Origin of the sequence: Tepidanaerobacter syntrophicus, from assembly GCF_001485475.2 — a bacterium.
GTDB classification, from domain to species: Bacteria; Bacillota; Thermosediminibacteria; order Thermosediminibacterales; family Tepidanaerobacteraceae; genus Tepidanaerobacter; species Tepidanaerobacter syntrophicus.
In genome coordinates, this window is record NZ_DF977002.1 from 105,183 (window position 1) to 125,595 (window position 20,413).

At 38.5% G+C, this 20,413-nt stretch carries 18 protein-coding genes; 7 read left to right on the forward strand and 11 right to left on the reverse strand.

Features of this window, described 5'->3' with window-relative positions; all coding sequences use genetic code 11:
* Positions 1-3 precede the first annotated feature (3 nt).
* Positions 4-1,452, reverse strand: a complete 1,449-nt coding sequence (gene guaB / locus TSYNT_RS08010; RefSeq protein WP_059032984.1) for an IMP dehydrogenase — start codon at positions 1,450-1,452, stop codon at positions 4-6.
* Positions 1,453-2,118: 666 nt separating this feature from the next.
* Between guaB and TSYNT_RS08015 the strand changes: the two genes are divergently transcribed.
* The 6 genes from TSYNT_RS08015 to TSYNT_RS08040 all read left to right on the forward strand — a co-directional run bounded on the left by TSYNT_RS08015 (position 2,119) and on the right by TSYNT_RS08040 (position 8,097).
* Complete coding sequence (locus TSYNT_RS08015; protein ID WP_059032985.1) at positions 2,119-3,129, forward strand: ABC transporter ATP-binding protein; 1,011 nt, start codon at positions 2,119-2,121, stop codon at positions 3,127-3,129.
* 63 nt (positions 3,130-3,192) lie between these two features.
* Complete coding sequence (locus tag TSYNT_RS08020; RefSeq protein ID WP_059032986.1) at positions 3,193-4,731, forward strand: ABC transporter substrate-binding protein; 1,539 nt, start codon at positions 3,193-3,195, stop codon at positions 4,729-4,731.
* A 68-nt stretch (positions 4,732-4,799) separates the two neighbouring features.
* Positions 4,800-5,717, forward strand: a complete 918-nt coding sequence (locus TSYNT_RS08025) for an ABC transporter permease (protein ID WP_059032987.1) — start codon at positions 4,800-4,802, stop codon at positions 5,715-5,717.
* A gap of 12 nt (positions 5,718-5,729) precedes the next feature.
* Positions 5,730-6,656, forward strand: a complete 927-nt coding sequence (locus TSYNT_RS08030) for an ABC transporter permease (RefSeq protein ID WP_059032988.1) — start codon at positions 5,730-5,732, stop codon at positions 6,654-6,656.
* A gap of 13 nt (positions 6,657-6,669) precedes the next feature.
* On the forward strand, positions 6,670-7,668 hold the full coding sequence (locus TSYNT_RS08035; protein ID WP_059032989.1) for an ABC transporter ATP-binding protein: 999 nt from the start codon (positions 6,670-6,672) through the stop codon (positions 7,666-7,668).
* Between the two features lie 138 nt (positions 7,669-7,806).
* A complete protein-coding gene (locus TSYNT_RS08040; RefSeq protein ID WP_059032990.1) occupies positions 7,807-8,097 on the forward strand; it encodes a TMEM165/GDT1 family protein in 291 nt (96 codons plus the stop codon).
* A 19-nt stretch (positions 8,098-8,116) separates the two neighbouring features.
* Here TSYNT_RS08040 and TSYNT_RS08045 read toward each other — a convergent pair whose 3' ends face one another.
* The 9 genes from TSYNT_RS08045 to TSYNT_RS08085 all read right to left on the reverse strand — a co-directional run bounded on the left by TSYNT_RS08045 (position 8,117) and on the right by TSYNT_RS08085 (position 18,987).
* The gene (locus TSYNT_RS08045) at positions 8,117-9,427 is read right to left on the reverse strand and encodes a 6-phospho-beta-glucosidase (RefSeq protein ID WP_059032991.1); all 1,311 of its coding nucleotides are present in this window, start codon (positions 9,425-9,427) and stop codon (positions 8,117-8,119) included.
* Positions 9,428-9,447: 20 nt separating this feature from the next.
* Positions 9,448-10,536 carry a DUF871 domain-containing protein gene (locus TSYNT_RS08050; protein ID WP_059032992.1) on the reverse strand — a complete coding sequence of 363 codons (1,089 nt, stop codon included), beginning with the start codon at positions 10,534-10,536 and terminating at the stop codon, positions 9,448-9,450.
* Positions 10,537-10,863 carry a PTS sugar transporter subunit IIA gene (locus TSYNT_RS08055; RefSeq protein WP_059032993.1) on the reverse strand — a complete coding sequence of 109 codons (327 nt, stop codon included), beginning with the start codon at positions 10,861-10,863 and terminating at the stop codon, positions 10,537-10,539.
* Between the two features lie 76 nt (positions 10,864-10,939).
* Positions 10,940-12,217, reverse strand: a complete 1,278-nt coding sequence (locus TSYNT_RS08060) for a PTS sugar transporter subunit IIC (protein WP_059032994.1) — start codon at positions 12,215-12,217, stop codon at positions 10,940-10,942.
* A 28-nt stretch (positions 12,218-12,245) separates the two neighbouring features.
* Positions 12,246-12,572, reverse strand: a complete 327-nt coding sequence (locus TSYNT_RS08065) for a PTS sugar transporter subunit IIB (protein ID WP_059032995.1) — start codon at positions 12,570-12,572, stop codon at positions 12,246-12,248.
* A 140-nt stretch (positions 12,573-12,712) separates the two neighbouring features.
* On the reverse strand, positions 12,713-15,433 hold the full coding sequence (locus tag TSYNT_RS08070) for a sigma-54-dependent transcriptional regulator (RefSeq protein ID WP_059032996.1): 2,721 nt from the start codon (positions 15,431-15,433) through the stop codon (positions 12,713-12,715).
* A 274-nt stretch (positions 15,434-15,707) separates the two neighbouring features.
* Entirely contained in the window at positions 15,708-18,032 is a 2,325-nt protein-coding gene (locus tag TSYNT_RS08075; protein WP_059033236.1) for a vitamin B12-dependent ribonucleotide reductase, read from the reverse strand.
* Positions 18,033-18,442: 410 nt separating this feature from the next.
* Positions 18,443-18,850, reverse strand: coding sequence for a Fur family transcriptional regulator (locus tag TSYNT_RS08080; protein ID WP_059032997.1), 408 nt, complete (start codon positions 18,848-18,850; stop codon positions 18,443-18,445).
* Positions 18,851-18,858: 8 nt separating this feature from the next.
* Positions 18,859-18,987, reverse strand: coding sequence for an RCKP-type rubredoxin-like domain-containing protein (locus tag TSYNT_RS08085; RefSeq protein WP_059032998.1), 129 nt, complete (start codon positions 18,985-18,987; stop codon positions 18,859-18,861).
* A 217-nt stretch (positions 18,988-19,204) separates the two neighbouring features.
* On the opposite strand from TSYNT_RS08085, the gene TSYNT_RS12045 reads away from it, so the two are divergent.
* On the forward strand, positions 19,205-19,330 hold the full coding sequence (locus tag TSYNT_RS12045) for a hypothetical protein (RefSeq protein WP_272947403.1): 126 nt from the start codon (positions 19,205-19,207) through the stop codon (positions 19,328-19,330).
* A 134-nt stretch (positions 19,331-19,464) separates the two neighbouring features.
* Here TSYNT_RS12045 and TSYNT_RS08090 read toward each other — a convergent pair whose 3' ends face one another.
* Positions 19,465-20,412, reverse strand: coding sequence for a thiamine pyrophosphate-dependent enzyme (locus tag TSYNT_RS08090; RefSeq protein ID WP_059032999.1), 948 nt, complete (start codon positions 20,410-20,412; stop codon positions 19,465-19,467).
* Between the last annotated feature and the right edge of the window lies 1 nt (position 20,413).

Sequence of the window (20,413 nt, forward strand, 5' to 3'; positions counted from 1 at the left end):
ATTTTATATTTGTGAGTAATTGGGAGCCTCCTTTGTTATATAAACATCATGGGGATGGCTCTCTTTTAGTCCGGATTCCGTTATTCTGATAAACTTTGCTTTCTTAAGTTCCTCTATATTCTTTGCACCGCAATACCCCATACCTGCCCTAAGCCCTCCAAGTAATTGATATACTGTCTCAGAAAGAGGTCCTTTATAAGGCACGCGGCCTTCAATACCTTCAGGCACCAACTTTTTCATATGTTCCTGGAAGTATCTATCTTTGCTGCCATGCTCCATAGCCCCTATAGAACCCATGCCCCGGTATACTTTAAAGCTTCGACCACTGTATATTTCAATTTCTCCCGGGCTTTCTTCTGTTCCCGCAAAAAGGCTTCCCAGCATTACGCTGTCTGCCCCTGCAGCTATTGCTTTTACTATGTCTCCTGAGTATTTTATACCACCATCAGCTATGATGGGAATGCCATATTTTGCAGCTTCCTGTGAACAGTCATAAATTGCAGTAACCTGAGGCACTCCTATGCCTGCTACTACTCGTGTCGTGCAAATAGAGCCGGGTCCCATTCCCACCTTTACCGCATCAGCTCCTGCGTTTATAAGGTCTCTTGTGGCTTCGGGTGTTGCGACATTGCCTGCTATAAGTTGAAGGTCGGGATACATCTTTTTAATTTCATACACTGCATCTAGAACACCCTTTGAATGGCCGTGTGCAGTATCAACTACTATAACATCTACTTTAGCTTCCACAAGAGCTTTTAGTCGTTCTTTCATGTCGTCTGTTACCCCGACGGCTGCCCCAACTAAAAGTCTTCCTGTCTTATCTTTTGCAGAGTTTGGATATTTAATTGCTTTTTCTATATCTTTTATAGTGATAAGCCCTTTTAGATTATAGTTTTCATCTACTAAAGGAAGCTTTTCTATCTTATGTTTTTTAAGAATCTGCATGGCTTCTTCAAGAGTAGTGCCTACCGGTGCTGTAACAAGGTTTTCTTTTGTCATTACTTCGCTTATTTTCTTCGTCGGATCATCTTCAAACCTTAGATCTCTATTTGTAAGGATGCCAACAAGTTTTGTGCCTTCTGTTATGGGAACGCCCGATATTTTATATCGCTCCATGAGTTCTAAGGCGTCTCCTATGACATTGTCCGGCGATAAATAGAAAGGATCAACGATAACACCATGTTCAGACCTTTTAACCTTGTCTACTTCCGTTGCCTGCATCTCAATTGACATATTTTTGTGGATTATACCGATGCCGCCTTCACGTGCTATTGCAATAGCGAGTCTGGCTTCGGTTACCGTGTCCATTCCGGCACTTATAATAGGTATATTTAGTTTTATTTTATTTGTAAGCCTTGTAGAAATGTCTACTTCTCTTGGCAATATCTCAGACTTGGCAGGTATTACCAAAACATCGTCAAAGCTTAAGCCCTCTTTGGAAAATTTATCCAAAAAATCGCCCCCAACAATATTTACTTCATTATTGTATTGTCTCAAAGTTTATCAAAGTTTAATATCACTGTCAACGGGGAAATGTATACAAAATAAAGTATGTAAAATTTATAATGCCGCCTTTTCCATGAGAATGAAAATTGATATCAAAAATAAAAATAATTTTGAAAAAAGAGGAATTTACTTATTTTTGTCGAATATATATTTATTTTATAAAACAAGTCAGTTTACAGGGGTTGATAAAAGCTTATTGCGGAAAGAATTATCATAATTTTATGTAAAAAATTTATTTTTATTTCTTGCAAATTACCAAGTAGTTAAACTTGTAAATGAGTGAGCCGCAAAAAGTTTATACAATTCCTCCCTTAATTTTAAGCACTTTTTCTAAATTGCCGAAAATAAGTAATTTAGTTATATGCCTTTCTTATTTTATTCTATTCTTATTCTATTTAAGTATCCTTTTAAGTATCCTTATATAAAAATAAAGTTTTTTTTTGCGAGACTAGCTGCTCATCTTTGATGATAAGCAAAACAATTTATAATATTTTTTGTTATTCTTTTTATTGCATTTGCTATATAATAAAAAGTAAAATGCCTTTATAAACTTTTAGGAATGTATTAATAAAATACCATAAAATTTTGTAAAGTTAACTAGGAGGGATTATTTTGTCTACAGTTCAGGGCGCATCGGAAAGAGCTAATGAAGACGCTATACTTTCTGTAAGAAACCTTGTAACACATTTTTTCGTAAGAGATGGGGAAATAAGCGCTGTTGAAGGCATAAGCCTCCATGTAAAAAAGGGCGAAACCGTGGCTATAGTTGGTGAATCTGGCTGTGGTAAATCAGTTGCTGCCCTTTCCATGCTTCGACTAATTCCTTCACCGCCGGGAAAGATACTGGCAGGGAGTGTTTTTTTCGAGGGCAAGGACATATTAAAGATGAGTTCTGCCCAGCTTAGAAATATTAGAGGCAAGGGAATTGCATTAATACTTCAGGAGCCTATGTCTTCACTTAATCCTTCTTGGACAATAGGGCGCCAAATTATGGAGGCGGTGGAATTAAATCAGGGTTTAAAAGGAAAAGAGGCACGAGAAAAAGCCCTTGAAATGCTAAGACTTGTAAGAATCCCTGCGCCTGAAAGTAGAATGGAAAACTATCCTCACGAGCTTTCCGGAGGTATGAAACAGCGTGTCATGATAGCTATAGCTTTAGCATGCAGGCCAAAAGTCCTTATAGCAGATGAGCCTACAACCTCTTTAGATGTTACAATACAAGCTCAAATACTCGAATTGATAAAACAGTTAAAGACTGAAATTGGCATGACACTTGTCCTGATAACTCATGACCTTGGCGTTGTCGCAGAGATGGCTGACAGAGTTTCTATAATGTATGCGGGCCAAATAATGGAAAATGCTGATGTTTTTAGTATATTCCACAGCCCTGCGCATCCGTATACTAAAGGTATTGTAAATACTGTAATGGATTTAAAGAACAAAAACAAAAGACTGGAGGTGATACCAGGAGATCCGCCCAGCCTCTTGAATCCCCCGCCGGGATGTAGGTTTGCTCCAAGATGCGAATATGTCCAAGACATATGTCGTACCACTACACCCGAATACAAGGAAGTAATTGAAAATTCAGGTCGTTGGGTAAAGTGCCACTTTCCGTTGTTGTAAAGATATAAAGTGAGAAATTTCAAGGTAAAAAATAACAAAATTTGATAAGGGGGAACTGTAAGTATGAGAAAGGGATTACAATTTTTGCTTATTTTATCACTTGTTGTAACTTTAATAGCAGGATGTGGAGGCTCAAGTTCTCAGCCCACCCAGCAGCCCGGAAAAGAAGGCACAACTTCCACGGCCACAAAAGATACTATCATAATAGCTCTTCAAGGCGAACCGTCGACTTTAGATCCTCAGTTTGCTGATGACGGTAATATGAGAGCAGTTACTGACAATGTTTTTGAACGATTGTTAGAGCTTGACGGCAAGACTCTTGAACCAATAAACGGCCTTGCTACAGATATAAAGAGTATAGATGATGTTACATGGCAGCTTACTCTCAGAGAAGGAGTAAAATTCCACAATGGAGATCCTTTTACGGCAGAAGATGCTGTATTCTCTATAAAAAGAGTAACGGATCCTGCCTATAAGTCACAAATCGCAGGCAATTTCAATACAATAAAAGATGCAAAAGTTATTGACGACAAAACCATACAGATTGTAACAGACGGACCTGACCCGATACTTCCAAAGCGTCTTACAAGATTAGATATAGTTGATAAAAAGTATATAGAAAGCAATCCGGATAAAGTAGCAACAGAGCCTATAGGCACAGGACCATACAAGGTAACCAAATGGAACAGAGGTGTCGATATAACCATCGAGCGAAATGAGGATTATTGGGGTAATAAGCCTCAAATAAAAGGTGCAACATATAGATTTATTCAAGAAAGTTCTACAAGACTTTCAGCTTTAAAAGCAGGAGAAATCGACTTAGCTGTAAACATGCTGCCTGAGTATGTGTCCGAACTACCAGCTTATAAGACTTCGGACGGTATTGAATTTACTTTTATTCGGTTCAACACTTTGAGGGGACCGATGAAAAGCAAGCTTATGAGGCAAGCCGCCTGTTATGCTGTAGATAAGAAAGCCCTTGCAGACAGCCTTTATCTAGGTTATGCAAACGTGGCACAGGGACAACTGGCAAAACCCGGATATTTTGGCTACAATGACGAAATTAAAGCCTATCCGTATGATCCCGAAAAGGCCAAGGCACTGCTTAAAGAGGCAGGTTATAATGGCGAGGTTATAGAGCTTGTATCTGAGCGCGGCAGATGGCTTAAAGATGGAGAACTAACTGAAGCTGTTGCAGGCATGCTTACCGATGCAGGATTTAACATCAAGCTTACCTTTTTAAGCTGGCAGGAATGGCTAGACACATTATTTAATTTAGACAAGGCTCCGGATATGATGTTTAGTTCAAATGGAAATGAGCTCTTTGATATGGACAGATTTTATCAGGCTTTAATCAAGACCGGCGGACCTCAGTCTGCTTACTCAAATCCTGAGGTCGACAAAATGATTGATGCTGCAAGAAGCGAAATGGATACCGAAAAGCGACTTCAGCTATATAAAGATCTTGCAAAAATCGTATATGAAGATCCATTCGGGCTGCCTCTTTTAAACTTAAAGGATATCTATGGCATGTCGCCAAACCTTGAATGGGAGCCGAGACAGGACTCCAGAATCACTGTATTTGAGATGAAGTTGAAATAGAGATATTAGAGATATTATAGGGAGGGCCTAAAAGCCTTCCCTGCCATTTATTTTTGGAGGTTAGGCTAATGAAAAGATACATTATAGTGCGCCTTCTGTATACAATTGTAGTAATTTTAGGTGTTTCAATACTAGTTTTTGTTGTAACCCACATGGTAGGCAATCCGGTAAATACAATGCTGCCGCTTCAAGCAACTGAAGCTGAAAGAGCCGCTCTACGTCATCAGCTTGGCCTTGACAAGCCTCTTTTTGAACAATTGACCACATTCTTAGGCAGTATGGTAAAACTGGATTTTGGAATATCCTGGTGGCAACAAATACCGGCTTTAGGAATTGTGATAAATAAAATGCCTGCTACTTTTATGCTCGTGAGCGCAGCAATGATTCTATCAATTGTAGTTGCTATTCCATTGGGGATTTTAGCCGCTTATAAGCCCGGAACTTTTTTAGACAGATTTCTCACTTCCGCTTCACTTATCGGATTGTGTCTGCCTCCGTTTTGGCTTGGCCTTATGCTTGTTCTATTTTTCGCAGTAAGATTGGGTTGGTTTTTTACATCGGGCTATGGTACATTGCGTCATTTGATTCTTCCCACCATTACTCTTGCAGTAGTGCCTATGGGGCACCTGGCCCAAATAGTTAGATTTTCCATGGCAGAGCAATTGAACGCTCAATATGCCATAACTGCTAGAGCTAAGGGAGCAAGCGAAACTGCTGTGCTTTTCGGTCACGCATTGAAAAACGCTGCAACCTCTATTGTTACAATGGGCGGATCGGATTTTGGAAGACTCCTTGCCGGCGAAACCGCTGCCGTTGAGGTGGTTTTTGGCTGGCCTGGTTTTGGTACCCTTATTGTAGATACAATAGGCAGGCAGGATTTTCCTCTTTTGCAGGCTGAAGTATTCTTTGTAGCAGTCGTAATTTGTTTGATTAACTTAATTGTGGATATATCATATGCCTATTTAGATCCAAGAATAAAATATTAGGGAGGGCTGCAAATGTCTAATAATACACAGCAAGGAATTGATGAGAAAAATAGCAAATCCGAAGTCAAGAAGAATGCATTCCAAAGATTTTTGCAGCACTTTTCGGGAAACAGCTTAGCGCTAGTTGCTTTTATATTACTCATTTTAATTATTGCTATTAGCATATTTGCACCCTTTATAGCGCCTTATAACCCGGCAAAGGGCAATATAGTCAACAGGCTGAAGCCTCCTACCTTTGAAAGGCCTGCAGATGGCAGTTTCCCCCATATTCTCGGAACGGATCAGCAGGGCAGGGATGTACTATCTAGGCTTATATACGGCGGTAGGGTTTCTATGAGTGTTGGTTTTACGGTAGTTGCTATTGGCGGCACTATAGGAACATTGTTGGGTCTTATTGCAGGATATTTCGGTGGTTGGACAGATTTAATAATAATGCGTATCGTTGACGTGGCATCGTCATTTCCCGGACTTCTTATCGCCTTAACTTTCGTTATGGTATTAGGGCCCGGTCAGGCAAACTTAACAATAGCTTTGCTTTTAGTAGGATGGATGATATATGCTAGAATGGCGCGAAGTCAAGTTTTGACCGCTCGCGAATCTACTATGGTTGAAGCTTCAAGGGCTATAGGTTGCAGTATGCCGCGCATCTTATTTAATCATATTCTCCCTAATGTAATTTCTCCATTGATAACCACTTTTGTTCTTGAAATGGCCCACATGATAAGCGCTGAAGCTAATATGAGTTTCCTCGGTTACGGAATTCAGCCTCCGGCTTCATCTTGGGGCTTGATGATTGGCGAAGGGCGGCAATATATAACCAGTGCTTGGTGGATAGTGGTATTCCCGGGCTTAATAATCGCTCTTACTGTTTTGTGCTTAAATTTAGTAGGCAACTGGGTCAGAGAAGAATTTGATCCTCTGCAAAAAGGCCGCCATTGAGGAGGGGTATGGATTGACTGAGAATAATGATAATATCATTGAAGTAAAAAATTTAGTAAAATACTTTCCGCTGCGAGGCGGCTTATTGGGGCAGCCCACTTCTTGGGTCCATGCCGTAGATGATGTAAGTTTTAATATAAAGAGGGGACAAACTTTGGGTCTCGTAGGTGAAAGCGGCTGTGGCAAAACAACAGTAGGCCGGCTTGTTCTTAAACTTATTGAACCTACTAGTGGAGAAGTGATTTTTAACAGTAAAAATATTTATGATGAAAAATTTTGGAAGGAAAAGGAATTCCGTAGAAATGCCCAGATCATTTTTCAGGACGCCTTCAGCTCTTTTGACATAAGAAAAAATGTAGAAAGTATAGTCGGCGAACCTCTTTTAGTTCACGGCATAGCTCAGGGTAAGGAGCTTAAAGAAAAGGTCGATGATTTGCTAAAGTTAGTAGGGCTTAAGCCAGAGATTGCTAAAGAATATCCTCACACCCTATCAAGCGGCCAAAAGCAATGTGTCGGTATAGCTCGTTCTTTAGCGCTTAATCCGACTTTCGTTGTGGCTGATGAGCCTATTTCTGCTTTAGATGTATCGGTTAGAGCTCAAATCTTAAATCTGCTAAAAGATCTTCAAAAAAAATTAAATTTGACTTATTTATTTATCTCTCATGATATTCGAGTTGTCTACTATCTTTCTGACTATATTGCGGTCATGTATGTGGGTAAATTGGTGGAAACAGGGCCGGCAGAAGAGGTTTTTGCACATAGGCTCCACCCATATACAGAGGCTCTTCTAACTGCGGTACCTATTGAAGATCCAAAAATGAGAGCCCCTAAAGAAATCCTTCAAGGCGAGGTGCCTTCGCCGGTTGATCCGCCGCCAGGCTGCAGGTTCTATCCCAGATGTAAATACGCTATTGCAAAATGTAAAGATGAAAATCCTGAACTTATCGAAAAATCACCGGGGCATTTTGTTTCATGCTTTGTAGATTTTCATGGTTCAAAAACAATTATATAAACGGTAATGCCATCATTGCATCAGCAGGTAAATATTTGTTATAATAAAAAAGACCTTTACCCTCTTTTACTTCTTACCGGGAAAAGGTCTTTAGCTTTAAAACAACCTTAATATCGCATACAATATAGGAGGAACCTTATGGACTTCAAACTTTTTTTGATGGCTTTTGGCATGCTGTTTTTGGCAGAGATGGGAGACAAGACACAGCTTGCCGTATTTACTTTGGTAACCCAATACAAAAAACCGCTTCCAATTTTTCTTGGCGCATCACTTGCGCTGGTTTTGGTAACTCTTATAGGCGCCTTGTTTGGCGAGGCAGTCTCACGTTATGTGCCCTCTGCATATCTTAAACTTGCAGCCGGCATTCTTTTCGTTGGTATAGGCCTCTTTGTTCTAATTGAGGCAGTTCCTGAATTTTTGCATCACTGATAGGCGACAAATTTTGATTTTAACCTTGAAATTGGGGCAAAAACTCTTTGTTTTGACGAAGAATATCATCTAAAATCTTTTTTGCAACATCAGCAGATGGCACAAGGGGATGGATAGTTAATGCTTGAAGGGCTGTATAGTAATCACCTTTAACGCCTGCTTCGACGGTAAGCTGTTCATAGGCTTTTACCGCCTGCATCAATCCCCTTATCTTTGCTGGCACATGACCTACTGTAAGAGGTGATGCTCCATTTTTGCCTATAATACAATTTGTTTCAATCGCCACATCTTCAGGCAAATCTAGAATAGTTCCGTTATTTCTAACATTGACTGTCTGTATGTCCTTTTTATTATTTGCTATAGAATCTATAAGGTTGCAAGCGGCATAGGAATAAAGAGCGCCGCCTCGCTTTTCAAGTTCCGGTGGTTTTATATCAAGACTAGGATTTTTATAAAGTTTAAAGAGCTCCTTCTCTATATTTTTTACTACCTCGCCTCGGGTGCCCTCGCTTGAGGCTTCTTTTATTTCCTCTTCCAACATTTTATCAGACATGTAATAATAGCGATGATAAGGGCAAGGCAGCATGCCTAGAGACTTAATCAAATCTTTATCCCATATCAAATCCGGTATATTTTTCATGGTAAAATTTTTGCCGGTTATAAGTATATCAAGTAATTTTTCTGTTACATCTTCGCCATCTAAATAAATTTTTTGCCCCCATACGAGATGGTTTAATCCGGCAAACTCTATATAAACTCTTTCCATTTCAACTTCGAACACTTGAGCAACATAATTTATCATATTTACGGGCACATTGCAAAGGCCTACGGCCTTAACTTTTGTATGATTTAAGACCGTTTCTGTAATTATTCCGGAAGGATTAGTAAAATTTATGAGCCAAGCAGAGGGTGCAAGTCTTTGGATATCTTTACAGATATTCATTATAACAGGAATGGTCCTAAGTGCTTTGGCAAAACCACCGGGGCCTGTGGTTTCTTGTCCGATGACTCCATATTTTAGAGGTATTTTTTCATCTCTTATACGGGCGTCAAGACCCCCGACTCTAAACTGCGATACTACAAAATCTGCACCCGAAATTGCTTCCTCTTGATTCAGCGTCAGATGAATATTTATATCAAGCCCTGCTTTTTTTACCATCCTCTCTGCAAGAGCCCCAACTATTTCCAGTTTTTCTTTTCCCTGTTCTATGTCTTCCAAGTAAATATCACTTACAGGAAGTTCCGGGGCTTTCTTTATAAAGCCGTCGATGAGTTCAGGGGTATAGCTTGAACCTCCACCGATAACTGCTATTTTGTATTTTTTAGTCAATTTGTCAAGCCTCCTCTTATTTATTTAAGTTTTAGTTTGAACTTCTGCCATGGCTGAATGTAGTCTAATAAAAATACCTCTTCAGGCGCAATTTTTGCAACCACATTTATTTTTCCGCTGTTTTCCATGTCTTTTAATGCTATTTGAAGTTCTCCCGCATATCTTTTGTATTCTGAGCTTGGGATTAAAATATCCCCCTTCTTTATTTGCTTAACGGGATTGAAAACCTTAAAAACATTGTCTTTATACTTTATTCTGCTTAATGTAGACCTTATAAGGTATTCAGAAATATCTCCCCTGTTAAAATGGGGCTCCTCTAAAACAATCTTCTTTTCAATGTTGGATATGCCTTCTTCAAGTTCTACATTTAGAGACAATATATTTTTATCAAGAGACCCTAATGCTCTTAATTCATCTTCTGATGCATAGCAATCTCCTATTATCACTGTATCAATAAGCCCTGTATTAAATAGATCTTTTGCTTGTGTTTCAATAGGAAGATTACGGTGTTCTTCTAAAGTACAAAGCCCGTCGCTGTCCGGCCAAGGACCAAATGTCGCTCTGCTATGTGATGTAACAAAGGCAGCCGTAGGTATACTATAATATTTAAAGGCTGCTGAACACTTTTCGAAATGCTTTCTTGAAATGCCGGTATATCTTAACGGATAAAAATTGTGGCAGCCCATGAGATTTTCCAAATTAGGCTTATATTCCATAATACTTTCCATATATTTTACACCGGAGCTCATATTTATTTCTATTTTAAGATTGTAAGGATTATATGTCATAAGGCTTTCCTCAAAGCCGCCGGAACCTGTGTCAAATCGAATTCCATAAAGACCAAGATTATAAAAAAACTCAATATCTTCGAAGGATACTCCTAAATTTTTGAGCACCTCGGGATTTATATCAGCTATAACTTCCATTTTGTTGCTTTTGGCATACAAACAAACTCTTTTAAATCGTTCAAGCAGTGCTTTATCGTTTTCTACAGAGATAAGATTTGTAAATATCCTGGTAAATCCATACTTAAAAGCCTTATCTATATATCTATAATCTTCCTCTTCGCTGCTCTTTGCAGGATATACCGAAATCCCCAATTCTCTCATTTAATCACCTTTTTCTTTTAAGCTTCTAAGTTCTTTATAGACCTTAATAAACTCTTTGGCCAATGTATTTATCGTAATTGCATTCATTAAATGGTCCTGGGCGTGTACCAGTAATATGGAGATAGAAAAATTCTCTCCGCCGGCTTCTCTGTGTAATAAAGAAGTTTGGATTTTATGTGCCATTATAAGCTTTTCATCAGCTTCTTCGAAGCACTCCTCCGCCTTTTCAAATTCATTGGATCTTGCGTATTCTATGGCTTCTATAGAAAGACTTGTGGCCTCTCCGCTGCATGTTATTAAATTAAGTATATCTTGTTCTAAATCCATAAGATAATCTCTCCTTACAAAATTTGTTTATAAAGGTGAAAGCAGCGAATTTATTCGCTGCCTCACCCGGCTGCAATTATTTGCTTGAATCCTTGCTATCTGTCTCTGTAGTTTTTTGTCTATCCAATAATATTACAAAAGGTATATATATTAGGGTTGCAATAACAAGATTAATTATAGCAAGTATCATTGCTCCCACGCTTCCACCTGTTGCAAGAAAAGCTCCTATTCCAACCGGTGATGTCCATGGAATTGCAACATATGTCGGCGGAACAAGGCCTATAGCCGTAGCTAAATATGCAATGAGTGTAAGTATCGGTTCAATTATTATAAACGGTATAAATAATATCGGATTTAGCACTATAGGTAGTCCAAAAATAATTGGTTCATTAATTTGGAATATTCCCGCAGGTAGTGCAAGTTTTGCAAGGCTCTTTAAATCCTGTCTTTTTCTTGCCACAAGTAATATAGCAATAATTAATCCCAAGGTTGCGCCAGAACCTCCAAGATGAGAATAAGTATCGAAAAACACCCTTGTAATAATGTTTGGAGGAACTGCTCCTTGCTGAATCGCCGCGGCATTTGCCTGCAGTGCCGGCAGATAAATGGCATTCATCACAGGATCTAATAAGTTTGCCCCATGAAGACCAAAAAACCAAAAAAGCGTTATCAGAAAAGTTGCCAGCATAGCTGAACCTACGCTTTGACCTAGATTTTGAAGCGGAGTCTGGATAGTCTTTAGTATAACATCATATAAGCTTACCCCGCCCATGGCAGTTATTATTGACGTTAAAATTCCAAAAACATATACTGTAACAATCCCGGGAATTAGCGCTGCAAAAGCCCTTCCTACGGCAGGAGGCACGTCTCCCGGAATAGTTATAACAAGATGAGCTTTCGTAAGTTTTACAAAGATCTCTGTTGCTATAAGGGACACCAAAAGACCTGTAAAAAGTGCAGTGGCGTCAAGATAATTGATTTTGATAAATCCCCATCCTACCCCCTCCGGCGCTTGAGGAAGTGTGATTATAAAGCTTGCTACTGATATTAAGCCTGCCATCAGTCCATCTTCGTTGTAGCTCTTTGCCAGGTTGTAGCCTATGGAAAACACTATAAGCAAAGTCATTATAGCAAAGGTTCCCCACCAAACTGCGCCATTTATCGGAACTAAAAACGATAAAGCCGGTATCCATACACATAATGTATTATTAAGAAGAACCGCAAAGGAACCTGCAAGTATTAAAGGCATAATACCGGCAAAGCCGTCACGTATAGCCACAAGATGTCTTTGAGATCCTATCTTACCCGCTATCGGCACAAAGTGCTCATCCATCCAATTTATAAAAGCCTCCATAAATAAAATCCCCCTTTATAGATTTTAATTATTCGCCTTCCCCTTTTTTCTCCGCTAACTTAAGCGCTTGTTCTAATACTGCTTCTCCGTTCATTGTTCCATAATCTTTGCTGTTTATTACATCTAAAGCAATTTTTTTGCCGGCAAGGGTCTTTTTAAGTTCATTGTATAAATATCTTACTTGTGGTCCTAAAAGTAGTACATCGGTATCGTCATAATGATTTTTTGCTTCTGCTTGGGATGTAGCAACAATTTCCACATCCGTAAGCCCTTTTTTCTGAGCCGCTTCTTGCATTTTTTTTACAAGAAGGCTTGTGGAAGACCCTGAAGAGCATACCAGCATGATCCTTTTCATATTTTCACCTCCTTGCTCTTTTATAAGAGCAATTCTCATGCCAAAGTTTATATGGAGGCTAAAAAATTTCTAACCATTGGGGGATCTGGGTTTTGCTTAATAAGAAAGTGTGTATTAAAAAATACACACTTTTTGCACCATTACACACTAGTTGAAAATTGTCTGGTTTCCTCTGCATTTTCAAGAAACATCCTGCAAAGATAAGCATATTCGTGAGGACCTATATCAATATTAAAATAATCTTCAAGGGGCTTTAAATGGTTTTCTAGAATAACTAGTTCTTTTTTATGCCTTTTTTCATATTCCTGTAAGTTTTCGAAAATGGCTCTTTTGCCGCCTGATGCCAGTTTTTCAATCAAAAATGCCATATGAAGTATTATACCTATCTTTACTTCTGAAGGAATTAAAAGACCAAGCGCCTTTGAGATGTTTATTACGGATGATTTTGACATTCTGAAACATTCTTCAGCGTTTACCGCCTTTAGATGCTCGCACAGTGATTGCTCTATCTTTTTATAGGTTTCGACTTCATCTATAAGACTAAGTAAAAAATCTTTGGCTTTTCCTGTAAGCAAATCCGCGGCAGAAATATACGGAATATCAGGTACTGCAAAATCAAGAGTACCGATTATTGCTATAATGTCAGAGTTTTGCTTGTGTTTTTTAATGCTTTCTTCGAACTCTCCTTTATTAATAAATTCCTCCGGAATTACTTTTATGCTGCTGTTATTTCTTAAATATTCTTCTTCAACAATCTTTTTTAATTCCTTAGCTGCTCCTTGGCCGGTAAAACACGCTGTTATTATAACATTTTCTATGTGTGCTGTGCTTTTTCGAAAACCGCCGGATTCTCTATTATTTATTTTTGATACCGATTCGTATATCTCATCTAAGTCTTTTCCGGTAATTGCTTTATGGCATGCATCTATTACCATTAAAGTGGTTACCATGTCAACTGTTTTTATTTTAATATTTGTTTCCTCGGCTATCATGTTGCCAAAATTTTTTAAAGAACCCATATCTACAAAAAGTAAAACGCCCTTGCCCCTGTCACATTTTATTGCATATTCCTTTATTGTTTTATACATCTTTTCAGGATCCATGGCAAGAGGCATGTCAAGACCTATTACATGCTCTGTTCCCGCTAGGTCGTTTGCTACTTTGGCCATGCTGCTTGCGGTTGTATCGCCGTGCATTGCTACTAAAACCGCAACTTTACCCTCAAGCTCTTCGCTTTGTAAATCTTCATCAGGAACAAAAAACATAGCAAGGTAGCCTATCTCATCCAGAGGTGTTTCAATTTTAAACTTCTGATCAATCAGTTTTGCCGCTTCTACAGCTGCTATGAATTCATCCGGATAGTTTATTCTTATAAAATTAAGGCGTGGATTATATATTTTCCCTCCGACTTTTATTCTATCTATGGTTTTTTGCAAATGCAAAGCCAATCCAAAAAAGATCTTTTCGTCCATATATCTGTTTAATTTTATCTCAGCCATATTCAGTATTGCTTCAGTTGTATTTATTACTTCTTCACCTACTATTTTAGAAATTTCATCTTTATGGTACTTTTCTGCCATATTTTGGATGTATTTTTTGAAGTGTTTTTCTATCTCGTCATTTAAAATTCTATTTATCTCCTGTTCTTCAATTCCGCTTTTATTTAAAATTTCCAACTTTTCTTCTATGACTTCATAAAAATGCCCCTCGCTGCTGTCCCTTAAAAAGATGGTATGGTAGTCCTTGTCCGGAGAAAAATAAAGCACTTCCTCGTTGCTGCTTATTAGTGTTTCTATTTCATCGCGGAATTTATGCAGATTCATGATGCCTCTTTTCACATGGAGGGGAAGGTCTTCTGAAGAAATGAAAAGATACTCCCTGCTTTGAGATTTGTAATTTAAAAATGCCTTTGCGCAAGCTATCTGTATATCATTTTTAAGCTGACCTATGTTGCCTGCGCAATTATAAAGTAAATATGAAATAAAACAGTTTCTTTCGATGTATATGTCTTTATTTATGCGGGCCGATTCTTCGCTTAAAAAAGCGCATATTAGGCCGCATCTTTCCGCAAGAGTCTTTTCCCGAAGCGGTGGAAGATTTATAGTTACCGGAATTCGTCTTATGAATGTTTTTAGTAAATAAGATTGAGGTTCTTCGGTGGTTGCTGCAATTAGGCGTGCTTTTGAAGTGACAACTTTCTCGGTTTCTCCAAGGGGCCTAAAGCAGCCTTTATCCATGTATATGAACAGAAGCTCCTGCCCTTGAGGAGGCAGACGATGTATTTCATCTAAAAAAATTATACCGCCGTCAGCCTGTTTTAAAAGACCTGTTTTATCTTCTGCCGCTCCGGTATAGGCACCTTTTTTAACTCCAAAAAGCTGAGCTATTAAAAGCTGGGGATTATCGGCATAGTCAGCGCAATTAAAACTTATAAAGGGAGCATCAGAGGACAGTAAATTAGATTCTACGGCAAAACCATATATTGCTTCTGCAAATATAGACTTACCTGCTCCCGTCTCTCCAAGTATAAGTATTGGCAAGCCGTCAGTAGGGTAAGATATGGCCGCTTTTGCTAGCTGAATGGCAGCTTTTAGACTCATATCTGCTCCTATGAGTCTATCAAGAGAAATTAATGCTTTTGCAGTTTCTTTCGAGTTTCTCTTTTTTTCTTTAACTTTGTAGAGTACAGGCCTGCCTTTTATTTTTTCAATTTTACCGGCTTTATATAGTTCGTTTAAGTATCTGCTTACATTGGTTCTGTCTATTCCAATTTTTAAGGCAATATCCGCCGCACAAACTCCGCTCTCTTTGTCTTCTGTTAATTGGACAAGAATATCATACACTTCGTCAATTTTTTTCATAAGACCACCCTGCTTATTTTTTAGCACCTTCTAGTGTTTATATTATTATGTAAAGTCAGAAATGTAAAGCCGGAAAGATTTTTCACTGCGCTCAAAACGACAAATGCTTATACAAAGATCTAACTTGTCAGAGGCGGCTATATACCCGATTTGTAGAGCAGAAAGGACTATAAGGAAATAGCAAACGGGATAGTAAAAACCTGCTTTCTAAAGATCTAAGCGATGTATTTTGCTTGTGAAGATAAAAAAGAAAAGAGGGAGATATTTTCCCTCTTTAACTGCATTTTGAATAACCGCAGCTGCGGCAGACTACACATCCGCCTTCGTGCTCTAACTCGTGGCCGCATTCCGGACATAAGGCTCCATTTGAATTATTTTTGCCGGGATTCGGTTTTTTCTTATTAGCCTTTTCTAACTCCTCATTATTGATATCCACATAGCGTTTAATATCGGCTTCGCTTACATCGCTGTTGCCATTTACTACTATAGTCTTTCCCATGCTTCTTTCAAGAGCGCGGCCGATAGCATCAGGACATGACAGCACTTTTATATCTTTATTTGTTGCCATTTGTCGCAGTGTGGAGTGACAGCGAATGCCCTTTAGCTGTTCAACTATAGCTTTTACATCTATCCCTGCCCTGAGAGCCAAGGATATCAGACGGCTAGTAGCTTCTGATTGGGACGGGCATCCTCCTGCCCTGCCTAAATTTGTAAATACCTCACATATTCCGTTTTCATCTGAATTTACTGTTATATAAAGGTTTCCGCAACCTATTTTTACTTTTTCCGTGCTGCCATAAGTAACATTGGGCCTTGGCCTGGGCTTTATTTTATCATCCATATTTGCCTCTTCTTGGCTTTCAGTCGTTTCTTCCTTAACTTTCTTTTCAATCTTTGCGCCTTTATTTAGAACTTGTTCTTCCCTGCTTCTATCTCTATAGATTGTAACACCCTTGCAGCCTAATTCATAAGCTAGTAAATACACCTTTTTAACATCTTCACGCGTTGCATTCTGTGGAAAGTTTACGGTTTTTGACACAGCATTATCAGTGTATTTTTGAAATGCCGCCTGCATTTTTACATGCCACTCAGGCGAAATATCATGAGCTGTAACAAAAACTCTCTTTATATCTTCAGGGACTTCCTCTATGCCTTGCAGCGTGCCTCGTTCTAAGATTTTTTCCATTAATTCCTCACTGTAAAGCCCACGCTCTTTTAGAACTTGCTCCAGCATCGGATGGATTTCTACTAATCTTTGATTATCTAATACGTGTCTCTCAAAGGCTAAGGCAAATACAGGCTCTATGCCGCTGGAAACTCCTGCTATTATACTTATTGTCCCTGTTGGAGCTATTGTGGTCGTTGTGGCATTCCTTAATTTTATGCCCTTTTCCTTGTAAATACTCTTTTCCCAGTTAGGAAACACCCCCCGCTCCTTAGCAAGCTCGCAGGATGCGTTTTTGGATTCTTTGTCAATAAAGCTCATTATCTCTTCGGCAATCTTTAGAGCCTCATCCGAATTATAAGGGATGCCTAAGGCTATGAGCATATCAGCAAATCCCATAACTCCAAGGCCGATTTTTCTATTAGAAAGAGTCATCTCTTCAATTTCTTTTAGAGGATAGACGTTTACATCAATCACATCATCTAAAAATCTCACTGCTTTATGAACTGTATCCTTTAAGTCCTCATAATCAATTTCGATTTTTTCGCCTGATTTTTTCACAAATTTAACTAGATTTATCGAGCCCAAATTGCAGCTTTCAAAAGGCAAAAGGGGCTGCTCCCCGCAAGGATTGGTGCTTTCAATTTCCCCGACTTCCGGTGTGGGATTGTATTTGTTTATTCTGTCAATAAATATAATACCGGGCTCGCCATTCTTCCAAGCCATATCCACTATTAAGTCAAACACTTCTCTTGCTTTAAGCTTGCCTGCAACTTTTTTTGTGTGAGGATCGACCAAATCATAAGTTTCATCATTTTTTAGTGCTTCCATAAACTTATCCGTTATAGCTACACTTATGTTAAAGTTAGTAATTTCTTTATCGTCTTCCTTGCAGCGGATGAAGTCCAAAATATCAGGGTGATCTACGCGAAGTATGCCCATGTTGGCACCCCTCCTTGTTCCGCCTTGCTTTACAGCTTCTGTTGCCGCATTGAAAACCTTCATAAAGGAAATAGGCCCTGATGCTACACCCCCTGTAGACTTTACTGTGGCTCCTTTAGGGCGCAGGCGCGAAAAGCTAAATCCTGTTCCCCCGCCGCTTTTATGAATAAGGGCGGCATATTTAATGGAATCAAAAATTCCTTCCATTGAGTCTTCCACCGGCAAAACAAAACAAGCCGAAAGCTGCCCCAACTCTCTTCCGGCATTCATTAAGGTAGGCGAGTTTGGCAAAAATTTAAGTTCCGCCATTATATCATAAAATTTTTCCGCCCACTTATCAGGGTCTGCGCCAGGATATTTAGACTCTGCTTTAGCTACCGCCCGGGCTACTCTTTCCATTAGCTCTTCAGGAGTTTCAATAACTTTGCCGTTTTCATCTTTTATGAGATATCGCTTTTCTAAAACTACTCTCGCATTTTCTGTCAAATTTATCTTCCCTTTTTTCATTCAATCATCCCTTTTTTTGGTTTATTAGATTTCTGTGCTTAATTGGAAAAGTATAGTATAATATATAATATTGATTAAATTCGTAAAAGTATAATAATACAATACCAAAATAAACAATTCAGAATTTGCTACTATATGTAGTAGTATGCATATTTATATTATACTACAACTATGGATTTTAACACCTTCTTTATTTCCTCTCCAGGTTAAAGAAGCTAATTTTTTATAACCAAAATTACTTCTTTCACTTTTTTACGCCATATTATATTAATATAAATTGATTAAGGTGTCTATTTATCCGATGAAATATTTCTATATTAAAACAAAACAACATCTCTTCATATTAAAATTAAGAAATAAAAAGACGATCTTTTAAGATCGTCACGTCAGCACTCCTATTGCTTAAGTTTTTCTTTGCACTCTGAACAGAGTCCATAAAACTCAGTTCTGTGAAAAAAAACCTGGACATTATTTTTTTTAGAAACCTCTGAATCTAGTTCTTTATTCACCGGGCATCCTTTAACATCAGATACTTTTCCGCACTGGGTACAGACAAAGTGATAATGATTTTCCGGATTGCCGTCAAAACGGCTAAATTTGCTGCCGCAGTTTAATTCCAGAATTTCTCCTGCTTCCTTAAGGATGCTCAAGTTTCTATAAACAGTGCCTAAACTTATATTTGGCATCTCTTTCTTTACTTGTTCATAAATCCAGTCTGCTGTAGGATGAGTATCAGTGCTTTTTAGAACCTTTAGAATTAAGTCTCTCTGTTTTGTTTTACGAACAAATCTTTTCCTTTCCATCTAATCCCTCATTTATCTTCCTTTTGAGGTGCTTCTACCTTAACAAATGTATCTTTGGCTTCGCATTCCGGACATTTTCTAGGCTTACAACGGCTCTCTTTCTCATACCCACAAGCACTGCATTTATATACTGCCATTGAAAAACACCTCCGTATTAGTAATAATTACTATTCATATATAGTATATAGCAGGTTTTTTTATATGTCAACAATTTAATAGTTTTGGCTAAATATAAAATAATATCGGGCAATTATTTTTTTATTAAAAAACTTATTGACTTTTTAAAACAAAAAGTTATAATAAAAATATACAGTAATACTTGTATACAATTATTCAAATAGGAGGGATCCCGCGATGTTATACAATGATAACTCTGCCTTATTAATCAACGAAGAGGAAAAAGAACAGGAAGTTGTATTAGATGTACTAGAAGATTATATGTTGGATTATCTGTATAAATCAGGTTACATGGAATATTAAAGGTGATCCATCATGGTTGAAAAAATAGAGATCTTTTCCTTGAATATTTGAATCCCGTATACCGATAAAAGCAAATGTCGGAATACGGGATTTTGGTTAAGGGGGTCTAGAAATTTATAAAATAGCTCTACAAATTAGCGTGGCGGAAGTTCTGGTTCTTCGCCGCAACGCTCCAAAAGTGCAAGCCATTCTTTATCTACTTCTTCCTGAATGCGCTTTATTAAGTCCTCATTGCCCGGAGCAAATAAATGTCTAAATCTTCCCTGAGGCTTTAAAAATTCCTCAATAGGTACATATCTTTTTGGCTTATAATTTAACTTCCATTTGCCGTTTTCCACCTCAAACAATGGCCAAAAGCGCGTTTCAACTGCTTTTTTAGCAATCTCGACAATATTTGGAGTATCATATCTCCAGCCTCTAGGACATGGCGATAACATATTTATAAAAGCCGGCCCCTCAGTCTCAAAGGCTTTTGTTGCCTTTTTGTGCACGTCTTGCCAATTACTTACTGCAGTTTGTGCAACGTAGGGTATCTTGTGGTCTGCCATTATAGCTGTAAGGTCTTTGCGAGGCTGTTGTTTGCCCGGAATAACTTTTCCTGCAGGGCTTGTAGTAGTATCAGCACCCATTGGTGTTGCGCTGGAGCGCTGAATCCCTGTATTCATATAGGCCTCGTTGTCAAGGCAAACATATACAAGATTATGGCCCCGTTCCATCGCGCCTGAAAGCGACTGCAGACCTATATCATAAGTTCCTCCGTCACCGCCAAACGCTACAAATTTAAAGTCATCATTTATTTTGCCTTGCTTTTTAAGAGATTTGTATGCAGCTTCTACGCCACTTAAAGTAGCACCGGTATTTTCAAAAGCATTGTGGATGAAAGAACAGTTCCACGATGTATATGGATATATAGTAGTAGCAACTTCAAGGCAGCCGGTAGCGCAACCGACTACCACATTTTCATCATCACCGAGGGCATTTAAAATCATGCGCACTGATATGCCATGGCCGCAGCCGGCGCAAAGCCTGTGTCCGCCAACAAATCTTTCCTTTGTTTTAGAAAGTTCCTTTAATGTAGCCATT